Source organism: Conexibacter woesei DSM 14684 (assembly GCF_000025265.1).
GTDB lineage: Bacteria > Actinomycetota > Thermoleophilia > Solirubrobacterales > Solirubrobacteraceae > Conexibacter > Conexibacter woesei.
In genome coordinates this window covers 5,839,931-5,858,564 of record NC_013739.1, presented here as the reverse complement: position 1 = coordinate 5,858,564, position 18,634 = coordinate 5,839,931, and the positions used below count along the sequence as shown (strand labels likewise).

General features: G+C 68.9%; 18 protein-coding genes. 7 read left to right on the top strand and 11 right to left on the bottom strand.

Going from position 1 to position 18,634, the window contains the following annotated elements; genetic code table 11:
- Positions 1 to 108: 108 nt before the first annotated feature.
- Both CWOE_RS27505 and CWOE_RS27500 read left to right on the top strand, forming a co-directional pair.
- Positions 109 to 1,104 carry a COX15/CtaA family protein gene (locus CWOE_RS27505; protein WP_012936931.1) on the top strand — a complete coding sequence of 332 codons (996 nt, stop codon included), beginning with the start codon at positions 109 to 111 and terminating at the stop codon, positions 1,102 to 1,104.
- A gap of 196 nt (positions 1,105 to 1,300) precedes the next feature.
- Positions 1,301 to 3,610: a fibronectin type III domain-containing protein gene (locus CWOE_RS27500; protein WP_148261190.1), complete on the top strand. Its 2,310-nt coding sequence runs from the start codon at positions 1,301 to 1,303 to the stop codon at positions 3,608 to 3,610.
- Between the two features lie 44 nt (positions 3,611 to 3,654).
- Here CWOE_RS27500 and CWOE_RS27495 read toward each other — a convergent pair whose 3' ends face one another.
- Genes CWOE_RS27495 through CWOE_RS31630 form a run of 10 tightly spaced genes read right to left on the bottom strand, consistent with a single transcriptional unit; the run spans position 3,655 to position 11,702 of the window.
- Entirely contained in the window at positions 3,655 to 4,407 is a 753-nt protein-coding gene (locus CWOE_RS27495) for a class I SAM-dependent methyltransferase (RefSeq protein ID WP_012936929.1), read from the bottom strand.
- 11 nt (positions 4,408 to 4,418) lie between these two features.
- Complete coding sequence (locus CWOE_RS27490; RefSeq protein WP_148261392.1) at positions 4,419 to 5,114, bottom strand: transaldolase; 696 nt, start codon at positions 5,112 to 5,114, stop codon at positions 4,419 to 4,421.
- Between the two features lie 35 nt (positions 5,115 to 5,149).
- On the bottom strand, positions 5,150 to 5,683 hold the full coding sequence (locus tag CWOE_RS27485; RefSeq protein ID WP_012936927.1) for a D-glycero-alpha-D-manno-heptose-1,7-bisphosphate 7-phosphatase: 534 nt from the start codon (positions 5,681 to 5,683) through the stop codon (positions 5,150 to 5,152).
- Positions 5,680 to 6,675, bottom strand: coding sequence for an NAD-dependent epimerase/dehydratase family protein (locus tag CWOE_RS27480; protein WP_012936926.1), 996 nt, complete (start codon positions 6,673 to 6,675; stop codon positions 5,680 to 5,682). Before CWOE_RS27480 ends, CWOE_RS27485 begins: the two co-directional genes overlap by 4 nt.
- Positions 6,672 to 7,289, bottom strand: a complete 618-nt coding sequence (locus tag CWOE_RS27475; RefSeq protein WP_012936925.1) for an SIS domain-containing protein — start codon at positions 7,287 to 7,289, stop codon at positions 6,672 to 6,674. The genes CWOE_RS27480 and CWOE_RS27475 overlap by 4 nt, the downstream gene beginning before the upstream one ends.
- Before the next feature lie 22 nt (positions 7,290 to 7,311).
- The gene (locus tag CWOE_RS27470; RefSeq protein ID WP_012936924.1) at positions 7,312 to 8,070 is read right to left on the bottom strand and encodes a TylF/MycF/NovP-related O-methyltransferase; all 759 of its coding nucleotides are present in this window, start codon (positions 8,068 to 8,070) and stop codon (positions 7,312 to 7,314) included.
- Positions 8,071 to 8,072: 2 nt separating this feature from the next.
- On the bottom strand, positions 8,073 to 9,329 hold the full coding sequence (locus CWOE_RS27465) for a glycosyltransferase family 2 protein (RefSeq protein WP_012936923.1): 1,257 nt from the start codon (positions 9,327 to 9,329) through the stop codon (positions 8,073 to 8,075).
- The gene (locus CWOE_RS27460; RefSeq protein WP_012936922.1) at positions 9,326 to 10,051 is read right to left on the bottom strand and encodes a sugar phosphate nucleotidyltransferase; all 726 of its coding nucleotides are present in this window, start codon (positions 10,049 to 10,051) and stop codon (positions 9,326 to 9,328) included. The genes CWOE_RS27465 and CWOE_RS27460 overlap by 4 nt, the downstream gene beginning before the upstream one ends.
- 27 nt (positions 10,052 to 10,078) lie before the next feature.
- A complete protein-coding gene (locus tag CWOE_RS27455; protein WP_012936921.1) occupies positions 10,079 to 11,059 on the bottom strand; it encodes a GHMP family kinase ATP-binding protein in 981 nt (326 codons plus the stop codon).
- 4 nt (positions 11,060 to 11,063) lie between these two features.
- Positions 11,064 to 11,702, bottom strand: coding sequence for a class I SAM-dependent methyltransferase (locus CWOE_RS31630; protein ID WP_012936920.1), 639 nt, complete (start codon positions 11,700 to 11,702; stop codon positions 11,064 to 11,066).
- A gap of 64 nt (positions 11,703 to 11,766) precedes the next feature.
- Between CWOE_RS31630 and CWOE_RS27445 the strand changes: the two genes are divergently transcribed.
- Positions 11,767 to 12,180, top strand: a complete 414-nt coding sequence (locus CWOE_RS27445) for a GtrA family protein (RefSeq protein ID WP_012936919.1) — start codon at positions 11,767 to 11,769, stop codon at positions 12,178 to 12,180.
- Here CWOE_RS27445 and CWOE_RS27440 read toward each other — a convergent pair.
- Positions 12,165 to 13,583 (bottom strand): hypothetical protein, encoded by a 1,419-nt coding sequence (locus CWOE_RS27440; RefSeq protein WP_012936918.1) that lies wholly within the window; start codon positions 13,581 to 13,583, stop codon positions 12,165 to 12,167. The genes CWOE_RS27445 and CWOE_RS27440 overlap by 16 nt on opposite strands.
- A gap of 200 nt (positions 13,584 to 13,783) precedes the next feature.
- On the opposite strand from CWOE_RS27440, the gene CWOE_RS27435 reads away from it, so the two are divergent.
- From CWOE_RS27435 to CWOE_RS31625, 4 genes are read left to right on the top strand one after another with little or no spacing between them, the layout of a single operon-like run.
- Complete coding sequence (locus tag CWOE_RS27435; RefSeq protein ID WP_012936917.1) at positions 13,784 to 14,776, top strand: NAD-dependent epimerase/dehydratase family protein; 993 nt, start codon at positions 13,784 to 13,786, stop codon at positions 14,774 to 14,776.
- A 38-nt stretch (positions 14,777 to 14,814) separates the two neighbouring features.
- A complete protein-coding gene (locus CWOE_RS27430) occupies positions 14,815 to 15,633 on the top strand; it encodes a class I SAM-dependent methyltransferase (protein WP_236262179.1) in 819 nt (272 codons plus the stop codon).
- Between the two features lie 4 nt (positions 15,634 to 15,637).
- Positions 15,638 to 17,620 (top strand): glycosyltransferase, encoded by a 1,983-nt coding sequence (locus CWOE_RS27425; RefSeq protein ID WP_012936915.1) that lies wholly within the window; start codon positions 15,638 to 15,640, stop codon positions 17,618 to 17,620.
- On the top strand, positions 17,599 to 18,612 hold the full coding sequence (locus CWOE_RS31625) for a class I SAM-dependent methyltransferase (RefSeq protein WP_012936914.1): 1,014 nt from the start codon (positions 17,599 to 17,601) through the stop codon (positions 18,610 to 18,612). The genes CWOE_RS27425 and CWOE_RS31625 overlap by 22 nt, the downstream gene beginning before the upstream one ends.
- Positions 18,613 to 18,634 lie beyond the last annotated feature (22 nt).

Below are 18,634 nucleotides of genomic sequence, written 5' to 3'. Positions count from 1 at the left end.
CGGTAGCGGGGATGGTGGCGGGGCACGTGACTGCAACGAGCTGCTGCGGCGAAAGGTGCGCAGATGGCGCAGCCGTCGACGGCTCACTTGCGTCATCCTTAGCCAGCCGTGCTCGATCGCCTGCCAACGTTCACGCCGGCCCAGTTCCGCAAGCTCACCTGGGTCGCGCTGTTCTTCCTGACCGCCGTCGTGCTGACCGGCGCGGGGGTTCGGCTGACCGGTTCGGGGCTGGGCTGCCCCGACTGGCCGCAGTGTCACGGCAAGGCCGTTCCACCGCTCGGCTTCAACACGTTCGTCGAATACGGGAACCGGCTCTTCTCGGCCGCGATCGGCTTCATCGCGCTGTTCGTCTGGTTCGCCGCGCTGCGGCGCACACCGCGGCGCAGAGACCTCGTGTGGGTCTCGGCGTTGCTGCCGCTCGGTTGCCTGGCGCAGGGGATCCTCGGCGGCTTCACGGTCAGAAACCACCTGGCGCCCGGTTTCGTGATGGCGCACTTCTGCCTCTCGATGGTGATCCTGATCGCTGCCGTCTGGCTCGTCTGGCGCGCGCGTTACGAGGACGACGCCGAGCGGCCGCGCACCGAGGACCGCTGGACCGTCTACCTCGTGCGCCTCTCCGCGTTCCTCGGCGGCGGCGTGATCTTCCTCGGCACGCTCACGACGGCGGCCGGCCCGCATCCGGGCGACAACGACGGCGAACTGGTCCACCGGCTCGACTTCAAGGGCGCCGAGACGCTCGTCTGGCTGATCCACCGCCATGCGATCGTGGCGACGACGCTCGGCATCTGCGTCGTGCTCGCCTGGTTCCTCGCCCGCCGTCGCACGCGCAACCTCCAGCTGATCGAGGCGCTCACCATCAGCGGCGTCCTGATGGCCGGCCAGGGTCTCGTCGGCTCCGTCCAATACGGCCTCAAGCTGCCCGCGGACATGGTCTGGGTCCACGTCACGCTCGCGACCGTCACCTGGATATCCCTGCTGTGGGCGGTCGGCGCCGCCGGCCGCGTCGGATCGCGCCCCGAAGGCGACGACGGCCCCGCGAGCCCGACGCCGTCGCTCGGCGCCGACGCGCTGATGCGTCCGGTCGAGCCGAGCGCGCTGCGGTAGCCGGTCGGCCGACGTGCCGTGATCTTGAGCAGGCCGCCGCAATCATGGAGGGCTCGGTCGCGAACGCGCTGAGAAGCCGCGAGTGGTGGCCAGAGTGGGGTAGCCACGTGGACGGGGGCGTAGAACTCGGCGCACAAGCCAAGGATTCGACCAGGGGGCTGGGATGCACGGTGCAAGTCGGCTGCGGCGGCAGGCCGTGGCGGTGGTTGTCGCGATCGTGGGGATCATGGGCGCTGGGGCTGTGCCGGCGTCGGCGATCGAGTTGATGACGCAGAGCGCGATCGCGTTTGAGAGCGGGCTGAGCAATCCGACGCAGCGTGATGCGGGGTACAGGTACGCAGGTGAGATGGGGGCGAGATATCTGCGTGCGTTGGTCGCACGTGACACGTCCACTGTGCTCGACAGAAACGATCCGTGGTGGGGGCCGCTCGACACCTTCGTCGACAGCGCGCGAGATCGCGACTTCGAGCCGTATCTGACGATCACGTATAAGCCAGATACGTGGGGTGGTTCGGCGCCGTCGACGATGCCGACGGTTGCGGAGTTCGCGTACTTCTGCAGGTTCACGGCGACGAAGTTCGAGGGGCGGGTGCGTCACTACAGCGTTTGGAACGAGCCGAATGGCTTCTTCCTCCCGGATGGAAGAGGCGGGCGGACGAAGGTGCCGGCCGCGACGTATGGGCAGTTCTTCCGTGCCTGTCGCAGCGAGATCGAAAGCGTCGACGGATCGGCGCGGGTCTACTTCGGCGAGCTGGTCGTGGGGGGACAGACTGCCTGTGACTACCTTGCGGGGGCGATGCACCCGTCGATCGTCACGCGGGCGGATGGACTCGCGATCCATCCGTATCAGACGGGTTCGTCACCGACCACGAGACTGCCGGAGAGATGCCGTGGTATCGGGCGGCTGCAGGACTGGAACGACCAGGCGAGTGCGCTCGGGGCGTCGTTCAGGACGCCGGCCGGCGGGCAGGTGCCGCTGATGGTGACGGAGTTCGGGTACTGCACGCCGGAGACCACGGATTGCGGCCAAGCGCCAGTCGATCGTTCGGAGGCCAACCGGGCGAGCTGGATCGCGAGCGCCTATGACGTGGCCAGAGGTGCGGGTGTCTCGCTGTTCAGCTACTACGGTCTTGTCAAGGAACGACCGTGGGAGACATGGCGGTGGGACGTCGGCATCGTCAACTGGGACGGCACGCCCACCCCGTCGGTCGAGGCGTTGCGCGTTGCGACGGGCATCCAACGACCGAGCGTCACAACAGGTGATGCGAGCGATGTCACGGCCGCCGCGGCGACTTTGAACGGCAGCGTCAACCCCAACGGCCTCGCGACCAGAAGCTGGTTCGAGTACGGCACGACGGCGACGTATGGGAGATCGACGTCGCGGAGCGATGTCGGATCCGGAACGAACACAGTCGCGCGGAACGTCACGATCGGCGGCCTCACTCCCAACACGACCTATCACTATCGGATCGTCGCGGAGAGCCGAGCCGGAAGGACCGAATCAGCCGACCGGACCTTCAGGACCGACGATGTCGCGGATCTCCTGCTCCGCAATCGCACCGTTGGAGACGTCGTCCTTCTGGCTCGGAGTTCGCTCATCACGCCGCCCGAGCCGCCTTTCTCCTGGCTGCACTCTTACCAGTTGCAGGGGGTTGGGGGGAGTGAGTCGTGGGTTCCGTTGGTGGGTGATTTCGATGGGACCAACGGCGATGACCTGATGCTGCGGCACAGAACGGAGGGGACGCCGGTGATCGCGTATAACGACGGGACTGGCAGACTCGCGTGGGACGGCTCGTATCACGGTGAGCTGAGAGGAATCGGCGGTGGCGAGGAGTGGGTGCCGCTGATCGGTGACTTCGGTGGCACGTCGGCGGACGATCTGTTGCTGCGCAATCGCTATGACGGCTCGGTTGTGACGCTGTTCAAGGCGAACAACAGATTCACGTGGGCGCACTCTTACCAGTTGCAGGGGGTTGGGGGGAGTGAGTCGTGGGTTCCGTTGGTGGGTGATTTCGATGGGACCAACGGCGATGACCTGATGCTGCGGCACAGAACGGAGGGGACGCCGGTGATCGCGTATAACGACGGGACTGGCAGACTCGCGTGGGACGGCTCGTATCACGGTGAGCTGAGAGGAATCGGCGGTGGCGAGGAGTGGGTGCCGCTGATCGGTGACTTCGGTGGCACGTCGGCGGACGATCTGTTGCTGCGCAATCGCTATGACGGCTCGGTTGTGACGCTGTTCAAGGCGAACAACAGATTCACGTGGGCGCACTCTTACCAGCTGCAGGGGGTTGGGGGGAGTGAGTCGTGGGTTCCGTTGGTGGGTGATTTCGATGGGACCAACGGCGATGACCTGATGCTGCGGCACAGAACGGAGGGGACGCCGGTGATCGCGTATAACGACGGGACTGGCAGACTCGCGTGGGACGGCTCGTATCACGGTGAGCTGAGAGGAATCGGCGGCAGCGATCAGTGGGTGCCGCTGATCGGCAGATTCGGCTGACGCCCAACGTGGATCCCCGTCGCGCGCTGCGGTAGCCGGTCCGGCTACGGCAGGCGCGCGACGGCGACCGTCTGCCAGCCGTGGGCGCCGACCGGAAGGTTGAGCCGGAAGAGCGCGCCGAAGGCGGTCATGGTGAGGCGCGCGCCGAGCCCGAGCGACTGCTGCTGCTCCGATGAGACGTCGGTGATCAACCGGTCTCCGCGCGCGATCACAGCCGAGCGGTAGAGGTTGAAGAAGGGGAAGCCCGCGCCGCCGCACAGCTCGACGTCGTAGCCGGCGCGTCCGAGGATCGCGGCGAGATCGACCGGGGTAAAGTGGCGCCGGTGGCCGATGTGCCTGTCGAACGCGGACATCGGCCCGCCGGGGACGGTGACGACGAGATGGCAGCCGGGCGCGAGCCACGCACGTGCGTTGACCAGCAGGCCGGTCGGATCGTCGACGTGCTCGAGAACCTCGGAGCAGACCGCGTGCGTCGCCCAGTGCTCGCGTCCGGCGGGCGGCGGGCTGCCGTCGAGCAGGTCGACGACGTGGAACTCCGCGCTCGGCACCTTCTCCCGCGAGATGCGGACTCCGCCCTTCGAGATCTCCGCGCCGACCAGCTCGGCCTGCGGCCAACACGTCCGCGCAACCGCCATCAGATCACCGGTGCCAGATCCGACGTCGAGCAACCGCCGCGGCTGTCCCGAACGCTCCAGCAGCGAGATCACGAGCCGGCGGCGGAAATCCTGCGCCGGATTGTGCTCGACGGCGTCGGAGTAGTCGCTCCAGTGCTTGTCCCAGTCGTCGACGGAGCTCACGGCGGCCTCGCTCACAGGGTGAACCCCGCCGCGCTCGCGTCGTCGTGGAACATTCTCACCGTCTCGAGCGAGAACCGGGTGTGGTCGTGCCCGAGCAGCGAGAGCTTCTTCAGCAGGTCGTGCGTGACCGTGATGATGTGGCAGCCGACCTGATCGGCCTGGACGATGTTGAGCACCTCGCGGGGGGACGCCCAGATCAGCTCGGCGCTCGGCGCGGCTTCGGCCATGATCGCCAGCGCGCTCGTCATCAGCGGGACGGGATCGACGCCCGTGTCGGCGACGCGACCGGCGAAGACGGAGATGTTCGACGGCACGTCGCCCGCGACGGCGTCCGCGACCTTCTCGACCTGCTCCAGCGTCATCAGGCCGGTCACGTTGACCTTCACGCCGACGGCGACGAGCCGGCGGAGCAGGTCCTCGCTCGCGACGCCCTGCGTGTTGGTGACCGGGATCTTGACGTAGACGTTGTCGCCCCAGCCGGCGATCTTGAGCGCCTGGCGCTCCATGTCGGCGTGGTCGTCGCTGAAGACCTCGAACGAGATCGGCCGCTCGCCGACGAGCGCGAGCGCGTCGTGCGCGAACCGCTCGTAGTCGCTGATGCCGGCCTTGCGCATCAGCGTCGGGTTCGTGGTGAAACCGGCGATCCCGGCGTCCGCTGCGAGCGCGCGAATGCCGTCCAGATCGGCGCCGTCTGCGAAGACGCGCACGGTCAGGTCGCTGGCAGAGCGTGGCGCTGCGACCGTCACAGCGTGGACGCGAGTATCCAAGGGATGCTCTCCTTCAGGTCGGAAACGGTCAGGTCCGGCTGCGCGGCCGGCTGCTGCTCCGCGTAGCCCCTGTCGATGAAGACGGTGCGGGTCCCGGCGCCGTGGCCGGCGTCGACGTCCCGCCAGCGATCGCCGACCGTCACCGAGCGGGCGAGGTCGATGCCGAGGCGCTCCGCGCTGTCGAGGATCATCCCGGGCCGCGGCTTGCGGCAGGGGCAGTCGTCGGCGTCGTCGTGGGGGCAGACGACGATCTCGTCGAGCGCCAGCAGCTCGAGCAGCCGCGCGTTGATCGCGTCGACCGTCGCGCGCTCCTGCGTGCCGCGGGCGATGTCGGGCTGGTTGGTGATGCAGACGAGCTTGAAGCCGGCACCGGTCAGCTCGGCGCACGCGTCCGCGACGCCGTCGATCAGCTCGAGCTCGCCGGGCGTCGCCGGCGGGTACGGCCGCTCGTCGCGGATCACCGCGGCGTTGAGCGTGCCGTCGCGATCGAGGAAGACCGCCTTGCTCACGCCGGCTCCCCCGCGCGCAGGTCGGCCAGCATGCTCTCCATCGACGCCTTCAGCGCACCGGCGGAGCCTGTCGACGGCGCCCAGCCGGTCGCGCGGATGCGGTCGGTGTTCAGTCGCACGATCGGGACGTCGCCCTTCCAGCCGCGGTTGGACTCGCCGTAGCGCACGTCGACGGCGGAACGGTCGAGCCCGGCGACCTCGACCGCCAGCTCGGCGATCTCGCGCACGGTGATGTAGTCCCCCGTCGCGATGTTGTGGGCGCTGAACGGCGGCGCGCCGGCACCCGCGTCGACGACGCCGAGGACGGCGCGCACGACGTCGGTCACGAGCACGTACGACTTCGACTGCGACCCGTCGCCGAGCACGTCGAGGCCGGTCGGGTCGGCGAGCAGCCGGCGCACGAAGTCGAACCCGACGCCGTGCGTCTGGCGCCGGCCGACGACGTTGCCGAAGCGGAACGCGAATCCCTGGCGGTCGAACATGTACGCGTAGGAGGAGATCAGCGCCTCGCCGGCGAGCTTGCTCGCGCCGTACGTCGAGACCGGCACGAGCGGACCGTGGTCCTCGTCCGCCGCGTGCTCGCCGAGGTCGCCGTAGATACCGCTGCCGGAGGCGTAGGCGATCCGCGGCGTGTCGGTTCGCCGCATCGCCTCGCAGACGTGGTGCGTCAGCAGCGTGCCCTCGTCGAAGTCGATCGCCGGGTTCGTCATCGCGGCGGCGATGTCGGGGTTGGAGGCGAGGTGGATCACGAGGTCGTGGCCGTCCATCGCGGCGCACAGCGCGTCGAGGTCGCCGACGTCCGCGCGCACGATCCGCAGGCGCTCGTCGTCGATGTGATGGGCGTAGTGCCACTCCTGCCCGGAGGAGAAGTTGTCGTAGAGCGTGACCCGCTGCGTCCCCGGATCGGCGAGCAGGGCGTCGGTGAAGTGGCTGCCGATGAAGCCGGCGCCGCCGACGACGATCACGCGGGCGCGTCTGACGGCGGCGCTCACGAGACCGGCTCGCCGGCCGTCGTGGACTCCCACTTCGTGGCGGTCAGCTGGAGGTCGGGGTGGGAGACGAGCAGGTGCCAGACGACGGCGCACAGCCCCTCCGTGTGCGGCGTGATGCGCTCGCCGACGAGCGGCGGGACGACGACGCAGGCGTCGGCCACGCGCGCCGTGTGCCCGCCGTCGCGTCCGATGATGCCGTACACCGACGCGCCGACCTCGGCCGCGAGGTCGATCGCCGCGACGAGGTTGGCGCTGACGTTGCGCTCGGCGTCGCCGCCGCCGACGGAGTAGACCAGCAGCGCGTCGCCGCGGCGCAGGCGCGAACCGCGCAGCCACGCCGAGAAGGTCGTGTCCCAGCCCTCGTCGTTCGTGCGCGCGGTCAGCTCGGAGACGTTGTCGGTCGGCGCGTACGCCTCGAAGCCGCAGATCTTGCGGAAGTCGTTGACCGCGTGGGAGGCGTGGCCGGCCGATCCGCCGACGCCGAGGATGAAGAGGCGGCCGTCGCCGTCGCGCACGGTCCGCAGCCCCGCGACGATCGCCTCGATCGCCTCCGCGTCGAGCGCGTTGACGATGCGGACGGTCTCTTCGAGGTAGGTCTCGGCGAACGAAGTCATGCGGTGGATCAGCTCCCCGGCCTCAGCGCTTGAGGACGAGGCCATGTCCGTTGAGGTTGTGGATCACGAGGCGGTCGTCGTGCATCCGCTGCTCGTCGACCAGCTTCGTCACGCCGGGGGTGGCCGGGCAGCCGTAGTCGTCGAACACGACGACGCCGCCGGGCGACAGCTTCGGCCACGCCCACTCGAGCACGTCCTTGGCCGACTGATAGACGTCGACGTCGATGTGACAGAGGCGGAACGTGCCGTCCGTGACCTGGTCGGCGGTCTCCTCCGGGAACATGCCCTGGAGCAGCCTGACGTTGTCGAGCGCCATCCGTGAGACGAGCTGCTCGACGATCGGGCGGGACGTGTCGTCGTGTCTGCCGTCCCTGTAGTACGTGTCGACCGCGCTCGTCTTGACGACGCCGGTCCACGTGTCGCAGAGATAGACCGAGTCCGTGATCCCGAGGCGCTTCGCGCGGGAGGCCATCAGCGCCCCGGTGCCGCCGCGCCAGACGCCGACCTCGATGATCGCGCCCGGCACTTCGCGCAGCTCAGCGAGCAGGCTCCACAGCTCGTGGCAGCGCCACACGTCGACGAGCGTGTTGCGCTTGACGGCGCCGTACACCTGCTGGAACTCCTGGTCGGACTGCCACGGCGCGTAGGTCGAGATCGGATAGGCCATCTCGTGGGCCCCGCTGCGCACCGCCTCGGTGCGGACGAACGGCAGCGCAACCCCCTTCGCGACCGAATAGGCCGAGTAGCGCGCGAGACGGCCGTAATACTTGATGTAGGACACGGTCAACCTTGGTCGTGGCGGTGGACGAAGGGACGCCCGCGCGTCGTGGCGACGACGGTGGCGTGCAGCACGAGGGTCGAGACGAACAGCTGGAAGCCGACGATCACGGCGGCGAGCCCCGTCACCGCGAGGTGGTTCTGGGGCGCGACGACGTGACCGAGCCGCAGGTCGTTGTCGATGTAGGTGACCAGCAGCGGGATCGCGAGGCCGATGCCCACCACGACGAGGAGGAACGCGATCAGCACCGAGCGGCTGTACGGGAAGATGCGTTCCCATCGCTTCTTGTACCGGCCGGTGTAGTCGAACAGGACTTGGGCGATGCACCCGAGGAAGAACGCCTGCGCCCCGACCGCGAGGGTCGCGACGCCGAGGAACTGCCAGTTCAGCGACAACGTAACCGGTCCGACCGCGAACTCGCCGAAGCTCGCTGGCAGCGTCAGCAGCGCGCCGATCAGCATCAGCAGGATGCCCGGTTTGAAGAGGAAGAAGTCCGAGCCGTAGACGAACATCGCGCGCAGGTTGATCCACGCCGCCTGCCACGGCGAGAACCAGCCGCTGCGCTTGTGGTGGCTGAGGCGTCCGTCGCGGTCCTTCAGGAAACGGACCGGCACCTCCGCTGTGCGCAACTGCATGTGCACCGACTTCAGCACCATCTCGGAGGCGTACTCCCACGACTGCGAGTGGAGGTCCATCCGCACGAGCGCGTCGCGTGTGATGCCGCGCATGCCGCAATGGATGTCCGAGAAGCGGGAGCCGTAGACGCGGTTGAGGATCCACGTCGTGCCGGGCGTGCCGAAGTACTGGTGCAGTCGCGGCATCGCACCGGGTTCGATCGAGCCCTTCCAGCGCGAGCCCATCACGTACTCGAAGCCTTCGCGAAACGCTTCGACGAACGGCGACAGCAGACGGAAGTCGTACGTGCAGTCGGCGTCGCCCATGACCACCCACGGCGCGCGGATGTAAGGAATCGCGTCCAAGTAGGCGCGGCCGAGCCCGCGCTTGGGAACGCGCAGAACCCGGGCGCCCGCGGCGACGGCCATCTCCGCGGTGCCGTCAGTCGAGGAGTCGACGATCACGATCTCGCCGCGCACGCCCGCGGCCTCCAGACCTTCGTGGCACCAAGCGACGAAGTCCTCGATCGTCAGCCGCTCGTTGAGCGCCGGGATCACGATCGAGATCTCGGGATCGACGACGTCGTTCGCGGGAACGAGCAGCTCGATCTCGGGATCGTCGAGAACGGGTGCGGTCGAGCTGGTCACGAGCGTTCCTCGGTCGTGGTGGTCAGGTGCGCCTCCAGCTCGGCGAGACCCTCGGGCGAGCCGATCTCGTAGAAGCGGTCATGGACCTCGTAGCCCGCGAGCCTTCCGGCTTCGGACAGCTCGCGCTGGACGGTGGCGAGGTCGAAGACCTCACCGGCGGGGATCCGCGGGATCACGCGCTCGCGGTCGAGCACCAGGAACCCGTAGTCGATCCAGTGCATGCCGGCCGCGGCGGGATCGGCGACCGTCTTGTCATACGTGACCATGCCGTCTGTGTCGAGGCGGGCGTTGGAGCGGTCGAAGCGGTTGTCGTTGCGATACACGGTCATCAATGCGTCGGGTCTGCTCGCGCGGAAGTCCGCCCATACGTGCTGCAACGGAGCAGAGAGGTAAGAGTCGCCGTACAGCACCCCAAAATCTTCGGCGAGGACGCCGGCATCGTATGCGAGTCGCAGCGCGCCTGCGGTCCCACGCAGGTTCGTCCCCTCATCCACGTACCGAACGGACAGGCCCGTGCGAGCGCCGTCGCCGACGTGCTCGACGATCTGCTCACCAAGGTACCCAATCGAGAAGACGACGTCCGTGACGCCCTGACCGGCGAGCCAGCCGAGCTGCCAGTCGGCGAACGGGCGGCCGCACACCGGCACGAGCGCCTTCGGAATCTGCTCGGTGATCGGCCGCAGGCGCGTGGCGAGCCCGCCGGCGAGGATGACGCATTGCACAGGAAGGTTCTCCGCTCGGCGTCGCGCCTAGTCGCGGACGATCACGCTGGAGCCGTCGAGATCGAACTGGAAGCGCGTCTCTCTGAGCCCTTCGGCCGCCATCGCCGCACGCACACCAGCCGGGTCGGAGGCGTAGAACATCAGGAAGCCGCCGGTTCCGGCGCCGACGAGCTTGCCGCCGACCGCGCCGCCGGCCAGGCCCGCCTCGTACCAGCGGTCGATCGCCGGGTTCGACATGCCCTCCGAGCGAGCGCGCTTGCGCTCCCAGTGCTCGCGCATCATCGTCCCGAACTCCTCTGGGCGGCCGTCTTCGAGCGCGTCGGCGATGCGGCGGCCGAGCTCCTTCGTCTCGTCGAGGTTGGCCAGCATCGCGTCGTCGCCGGACTCGGACTTCGTGTGCTGGTCCTGGAGGATCGAGCCCGCGGCGCGCGAGTAGCCGGTGAAGAACAGCAGCAGCCGCTCCTCCAGCTCGTGAAGCGTCTCCTGCGAGACCGCGAGAGGGCGCACCGAGACGCGGTCGTCCTCGCCGAACTCGAAGCACGTCAGCCCGCCGAACGCGGCGATGTACTGATCCTGCTTGCCGACTGGCTGGCCGAGCAGGTCGATCTCGATGTGCGCCGCTTCCTCGGCGAGTGCGCCCGCTGTGACGTGCTCGCGCTTGTGTGCGTAGATCGCGCGCAGCAGCCCGACTGTGAACGAGCCGGAGGAACCGAGGCCGGTACCGGACGGGATGTCCGCCATCGAGACCATCTCGACGCCGGCGGGGATCTCGTGCTTGCGGAACGCCTCGCGCACGATCGCGTGCTCGATCTCGTCGATCCGTTCGCGACGCTCCAGCCCCGAGTACTTGAGCAGGTAGTCGTCGGTGAACGTCCGGTTCAGGCCGATGAACATGTATCTGTTGATCGCAGCCGAGACGCAGAAGCCGGAGCGTCGCCGGTAGTACGACGGCAGATCGGTGCCGCCGCCTCCGATCGAGATGCGGAGCGGGGTGCGGGTGATCAGCATCAGATCAGGCGGCTCGTCTGGCAACGGCGCGCAACGCGAACCCACCGGTGTGGTAGCGCATTCGCACGTTGCGTGGCTCGAAGCCCGCGGCGATCAACGGCGGCCAGAGATCTCGTACGCCGTAGTACATGCGGTGGTCGTTGATGCCTTCGGTCGCGACCCCGCGTCTGAACGCGAACCATTCGAGCACCGGCTTCCCCTGCCAGGTCGGAACGTGCACGATCAGCGTGCCGCCCGGTCGCAGGACGCGGTGGCAGCCGGCGAGGGTCGCTGGACCGTCTTCGAGGTGCTCGAGCACCGACATCATCGTCACAAGGTCGAACGCGCCCTCGTCCAGCGCTGCGAGCGCTTCGTCGATGCGCTGCTCGAGGAACAGCGAGCCCGGCAGCGCCTTTGCTGCTGCGCTAACGCGCAGATCGACACCGACCAATCTCGTGACATGCGGCGCGAGCTGTCTGAGCAGGCCGGCGTCGTAGCCGCAGCCGAGGTCGAGTACGGCCGCCGGACGCTCACGGCGAGCGAATGAGAGCACGGCGCGCGAACGCAGGACGATGCCGAGCCGATCGAGGAATCCGAAACCGTGTTCGCCGTGGACGGCATCGGTGTCGGTGACGTGGGGACGAGCGTCAGCAGAAGTTGGCACCGGGGCAAGTATATGGACGGCTGCGTCAGATCACCGCTGCCTCAGGTCGCGCTACCGTCGCTGCGTGCGCGACCTCCTCCGCCACCCGCTCGCCGGCCAGCTGGGCCGCTATCTGATCGCCGGCGGGACTGTCGCCTGCGTCTACATCGGCGGGACGGTCGTCCTGTCTGATCTCGTCGGACTTCCGATCCAGCTCGCGATCCTGCTGGCATACATCGCGGCGATCGTCCTCCACTTCACGCTGCAACGGACGTTCGTGTTCGGCGGACGAGACGAGTTCGCGCTCTCGTTGTCAGCGCAGGTGCGCAGCTACGTCGTGATCGGTGCGGTTCAGTACGCCGTCGCCGCCGGTAGCACCGCGCTGCTTCCAGACCTGCTGAATGTCACGGACACGGTCGCCTACCTCTTGTGCGTGCCGGTGGCCTCGCTCGTCGCGTTCGTGCTGCTGCGGCGGCGCGTCTTTCACGCACCGGCGTGACGTCGGCCACGCATGGCGGCGGGCCGGAGCTGCCACGCGCGTTGCACGCCGAACACCATGACGATAGTCCCGAGCACGACCGCGGGGTACTCGAACCGGAATATGGTGCCCATCGCGCCGAAGTAGAGGCCGGCCTGGTAGAGCAGGGGCATCGCGGCCAGCCCCGCGATCAGTACTCGGACGGTCGTGCGCCGCCGCAGGCACAACACCACGGCCACGGCACTCGCGAGCAGGTAGATCCAGACGGCGAAGACGGTGTTGCCGTTCAGCTGCGCATCGGCGAATGCGTCCTCGTAGTCGTTGGCGATGTCGTTGGCCCACGGGAAGGTCGTCCGATATCCCCACGGATTCGGGTCGATGAACGGGTGGTATGTCCACACGGCATCTCGTGTCAGCGCGATCTGTCGCAGGAACAGCCGGGTTCGGATCCGCAGATAGCCGAGCGGATCGGCGGTCACCCGGTCGATCCATGCATCCTGCAACACCCCGTCGACGTGCTTGCTGATCGGCCATCTGATGGGCGATGTCGGCGACGCCACGAGCGCGTTGGCCGAGTCCACGTTCGCGAGCTGCTGGATCTGCGTCATGTCGCGTTGGGGCAGGATTGACGCCGGAAATCGATTCGTGCCGTCGTCGAGCGAGTACATCGCGAGGTCGTATGCGAAGAGCGATCCCGTCGGGTACGCCGGGGTCACGCCGATCGCATCCTTGACCACGGTCAGGCTCATCATCATGGCGAGCGTCGCGAGCACCCCTGCGGCGACCGAGCGCACGACGAGCCCTCTCGCACCCCAGCGATCGCCGCGCCAGTTGCGCAGCACGAGAAACGCCACGGCCACGATCGGCACGACGACCGAGACGGCGGCGTTCTGACGCGCGGCGAGCGCGAGCCATGCGGCAAGGACGGCGCCGACGCACACGAGCGTGCGCTTGCGCCCCGCGCAGCGGTATGCGGTTGCGACGAGTCCAAAAGACAGCAGCAGGAGGCTCAAGAACCACACGTCGCGACCGATCAGGCCGAGCGACCCGAACGTCGGCGGCGTGAACGCGACGACGGCGGCGGCGAGCGCCGCCGGCACGCGGCGGAACGTGAGCCGGAAGATCAGCCAGGCGCCGGACATGAAGCAGAGCGTCTGCGCGGTCAGGACCCAGCCAGGCCCCGCACCGTTGACGAAGAACGGGCGCCACAGCGCCTGCAAGATCGGCGCGTGGTGGTTGGTGTAGTAGTTGCCCCGGATCTGGGCGATCTGAACGAGTGTGTCGGCGTTCATCCGCCCGGGCCAGAAGCCGAGCGCGACGACTGCCGTGACCAGAACGAAGATCGCCGCCACACCGGCGTACTCGAGCGCGGCTCGTCTGGTCATGGTGTTCGCACGGGGCGCCTGGCCGCTGGTCGTCAGCATCGCCGTGACCTTATCGCCGGTGCGCGTCGACCGTGTTGAGCGCTCCGATCCGTTCGAGTGGATTGCTATGCTCCGCCACCTGCTGCGCCGTAGTGCGATGCATCGGCGCGCTCCTCTGATGATGCAAACCACTTGGGCCACGAACGGCGCGGTGTTTCGCCGCACCGTCGCCGCGCGAACGCATAGGGCACGGGCCGAAGATGCCGTGTGACGACGCGCCCGCGAGGGCGCTCGTGCTCGGTGGTGGACTGCTCGGAGGGCACGTCGCCGTCAGGCTTGCCGAGCGCGGGCATCCCGTGACGGTCGCGAGCCGCTCGTTCAACCCCTGGCTGCTCGAGCGCGTGCACGACGGCGCGGCGGTCGAGCTGGTCGAGCGGACGATCGCGGCGACGGCGGAGCTGACGGACCTGATCGCCGCGGCCGACGTCGTCTTCTTTCTTGCAGGCGCCTCGACGCCGACCCATGCCGACCGCCATCTGACGTCGTCGACGGTCGACTCCGTCGTCACCGCGCTGACCGTGCTCGACGCGATGCGCCAGACGGACACGCGGCGCGTCGTGCTCGCCTCCTCCGGCGGCACGATCTACGGAGAGCCCGCCACGCTCCCGACGCCCGAGAGCCATCCACTCGACCCGATCGCGATCCACGGCATGAACTCCGTCGTGACGGAGCGCTATGCGGAGTTCTTCGCGCAGCGGCACGGCTTCGAGGTCTCGCTCCTGCGCTACTCGAACGTCTACGGGCCGGGGCAGACGGGCCGCCGCGGGCAGGGGGTCGTCGCCGCATGGTGCCGCGCGTTCTCGCTCGGCGAGCCGATCACCGTCTTCGGGGGGCTCGACGTCCGCCGCGACTTCGTCTACGCCGACGACGCCGCGGAGGCGACGGTGGAGGTGGCGCTGGCGCCAGGCGCGACCGGAGCCTTCAACGTCGGCTCGGGCGAGGCGGTGCCGCTCCGTCGCGTCCTGGAGCTCGTCGGCGAGACCGCCGATCGTCCGGTCTCCGTCCGGCACGAGCCGTCCCGCGGACTCGACGTCGCGGCGACCGCCTTGGACTGCTCGCGGCTGACGGCGTCGACCGGCTGGTCGGCCGCGACGCCGCTCACCGTCGGCATCCGGCGGAGCTGGGACTGGGTCCACGGTCGGCTCACCGGAACGGGCAAGATGCACGCCGAAGCAACCAGCCGAACCGATTGAGGGACACAGTGGAGATCTTCGACGACACCATTTGGCAGATGTCGCTGGGCGAGCGCGCCGCGTTCGAGGGCGTGCTGACGCAGCTCGAGCCTGAGCTGGCGATCGAGATCGGCACGGCGGAGGGAGCGAGCCTGCGGCGCATCGCCGCCCACGCGAAGGAGGTGCACTCCTTCGATCTCGTCGCGCCGTCGCTCGAGCTGCCCGACCATGTGACGCTGCATCCCGGCGACTCGCACGTGCTGCTCCCCGAGCTGCTCGCGCAGCTGGCCGCCGACGGCCGCAACGTCGACTTCGCGCTGGTCGACGGCGACCACTCCTCCGACGGAGTGCAGCGGGACATCGAGGATCTGCTCGACTCCGATGCGGTCAGACGGACGCTGATCCTGATCCACGACGTCAACAACGAGCAGGTTCGCCGCGGCGTCGACGCGGTGCGCTATCGCGCGTGGCGCAAGGTCGCGTACGTCGAGCTCGACTGCGTCCCGGGCTACATGTTCAAGCAGCCGAGCCTCAGGCACGAGCTGTGGGGCGGGCTCGGCTTGATCGTCGTCGACGACTCGCGCCCGGCGACGGCCGATCCCGAGGTGCTGCAGCAGCGGTACTACCCGGCGGCGCCGCTGTGGGCCGAGGTCCGCGACACCGTCGTGAGCCGTGAGCAGGGGGACGAGACCGTCCCGGCCGATGAGCTCACGGCGATGAACGATCGCGTGGCGCTGCTCGAGCGGCAGCTCGCGGAGATGGAGGAGCTGGTGCTCCGCGAGCGGCATGGGCGCAACGCGCTGGAGCAGTCGATCTCGTGGAAGCTGACGCGGCCGCTGCGCGCCGCGAAGGCGCGTGCGCGCCGGGCGCTGGCGTAGCTCGATGCAGGTCGCGCTCGTCTCGCGCAGCCTCGCGCCGTTCGGCGGTGGCGGCATCGGAGAGTACGTCGACACCACCGCGCGGATCCTCTCCGGGGCTGGGCACGACGTCACGATCTTCACGACGGAGGGACACCGCGCCGCGTACGACGAGCTGCGCGCTGGCGGCGATCCCGACCGGCTGCTGGCGCCGGCCGCCGAGTACGTGTTCGTCCGCGATGCCGCGTGGCCCGAAGGCTTCTACACCCCGCTCCATCGCTACAGCTCCGCGGTCTTCGACGCGATCGTCGACCGCTACCCCGGGGGCGGGCCGGACCTGATCGAGGTCTCGGACTACCTCGGTGAGGGCTTCGTGCTGGCGCAGGCGCGCGCGACGCACGACCCGCGCGTCGCCGATTCACTGCTCGCGGTCCGTCTGCACACGACCGCCGAGCTGTGCGCGGTGCTCGACGGACACCACGACACGGCCGAGTTCTCGAATCAGGTCGACGACGAGCTGGAGCGCTTCGCGCTGCGGCACGCCGACCTCCTGCTGTGGCCCGGCGGCGACGTGCTCGGGCTCTACGAGCGGTTCTACGGCGCCGAGCGGCTCGCGCCGGCGGTGCAGATCCGCAACCCGCTGCTGCTCGGCGACGGGCTGCCGGACGACACCGACACGGTCGACCGCGCCGGTCCGCTGAAGCTGCTGTACATCGGTCGGCTCGAGCGCCGCAAGGGCGTGCAGAACCTGTTGCGCGCGGTCACCGCGCTCGGCGATCCCGCCTGGCGGCTCACGCTCCTCGGCGGCGACACCGAGACGGCTCCGCTGGGCGGTTCGATGCGCTCGCAGCTCGAGCTGATGGCAGCCGAGGACGAGCGGATCGAGTTTCTCGACCATGTCCCCCGCGCTCAGCTCGGCGACGTGATCTCGCGCCACGACGTCGTCGTGCTGCCCTCGCTGTGGGAATGCTGGCCGTACGTCGCGTTGGAGGCGATGCGTCGCAACCGGCCGGTGCTCGCCACGCCGACGGGAGGCTTCACGGAGCTGGTCCGACCCGGCGTCAACGGCTGGTTCACCGCCGACACGACGGCCGAGGCGCTGAGCGACGCGATCGCTCAGCTGCTCGCGGATCGGGAGGCGGCGCGCCGCCCACGGCGTGAGGGCGGCCCGCGCGACACCGTTCTGTCGCTCGCTCATCCCGACGAGGTCGTCGAGCGCTACGCGACGCTGCACGAGGAGCGCCGGCCGCGGCCCCTGCGCCGCGCGCGCGCGGCGAGACCGGCGCCGCTCGTGTCGGTCGTGATCCCGTACTACGGGATGTCTGAGTTCATCGAGGACACCGTGCGCTCGGTCGTCGCCCAGACGTATCCCGAGGTGGAGACCCTGATCGTCAACGACGGCTCCTTCGGGGAGGCCGACCGGATCCTCGAGGAGCTTGCCGTCCGCTATCCGCTGACGGTCCTCTCGCAGCCGAACGCAGGGCTCGGGGCCGCGCGCAACTTCGGCGTCGCTCAGGCGCGAGGGCGCTATGTGCTGCCGCTGGACGCGGACAACATGATCGCGCCGGCGTTCATCGAACGGTGCGTCGACGTGCTGGAGTCCGATCGGCGGCTGGCCTACGTCACGTCGTGGTCGCGGTACGTCGACGAGCGTGGCGAGCCGACCGACGAGCTCTCGACGGGCTACCAGCCGCTCGGCAACGAGACCGAGCTGATCGTCCGCGACAACGTCGCCGGTGACGCTGCCGCCGTCATCCGCCACCGGATCTTCGATCTCGGGTTCGCCTACAGCCAGGACCTCACGTCGTACGAGGACTGGCACTTCTACCTGGAGCTGCATCGGGCCGGGCACCACGGTCTCGTGATCCCGGAGCGCCTGCTGGACTACCGCGTCCGCAGAGACTCGATGATCCGAGAGATAGGGCTGCCGCAGACCGCGCGTCTCGTCGCCGAGATCAACGCGCACGTGCTCGAGAAGGAGATCGCATGGACACCAAGGAACGTCTGACGCTGGAGGAGGCGAGCGCGCCGACGTTGATCGCGTGCGAGCACCGCCATCGGTATCGGCTCGCCGCGTCGCTGCTGCGCGACAAGCGGGTCCTCGACCTCTGCTGCGGTTCGGGGTACGGCGCGTCGATCCTGGCCGAGACCGCTGGCTCGGTCCACGGCGTCGACTTCGACGCGGCCACGATCGGCGATGCCGCGGCAAGAGTGTCCGCTGAGGTGCCGGTCAGCTTCGAGGTCGGCGACGCGGTCGACTTCCTGCAGCGGCCCGACGTCCTCGAGCGCTTCGACGCCGTCGTCTGCTTCGAGGGCCTCGAGCATCTCCACCGCCTCGACGCGATGCTCGAGCGTCTGCACGAGCTGGCCGCGGCGGGGATGACGATGATCGTCTCGGTGCCGAACTCGAGAGGCCTCGAAGAGGACAACGAGTACCACGTGACGGACTTCTCCTGGGAGGAGGCGGTCGAGCGGATCGGCTCGATTCCCGGGGCGACGATGCTGACGCAGTACCTCGCCGAGGGCTCGCTCCTCTGCAAGGCGGACAGCGACCGCTCGGAGGTCGACGGTCACGTCGTGCTGGGCGACCGCAACGAGCCCGAGTACGCCAACCACTACGTCGTCTGCGTCGGCGTGGACGCCGACGAGGTGGACGCCGTGATGGAGGTCGAGGCGGCGCCTGTCGCGAACCGCTACATGCGGAACCTCGAGCGGGCCAACTCTTCGCTGCGGATCACGAACCAGCGCCTCGCGCAGCACCGGCTCGGACGATCGGATTCGGGTGCGGGCGCGCTGGTGGCCAAGTACGAGGCGGCGACCGCACGGCTCAGACAGCTCGAAGAGGAGCAGGCGGCGCTGGTCGCCGAGCACGAGGGCTGGGTCCACCGGTGCCTCGACGCCGAGGCCCGCGAACAGGAGCTGCGGGAGCGCCTGGCGGACGCGGAGAGACGGCTCGACCCGTTGCTGGTCCGCGCGGTCGTCAAGGCCGTCGCCAGATAGAGGTCGGCATCTGCCCCGCGCG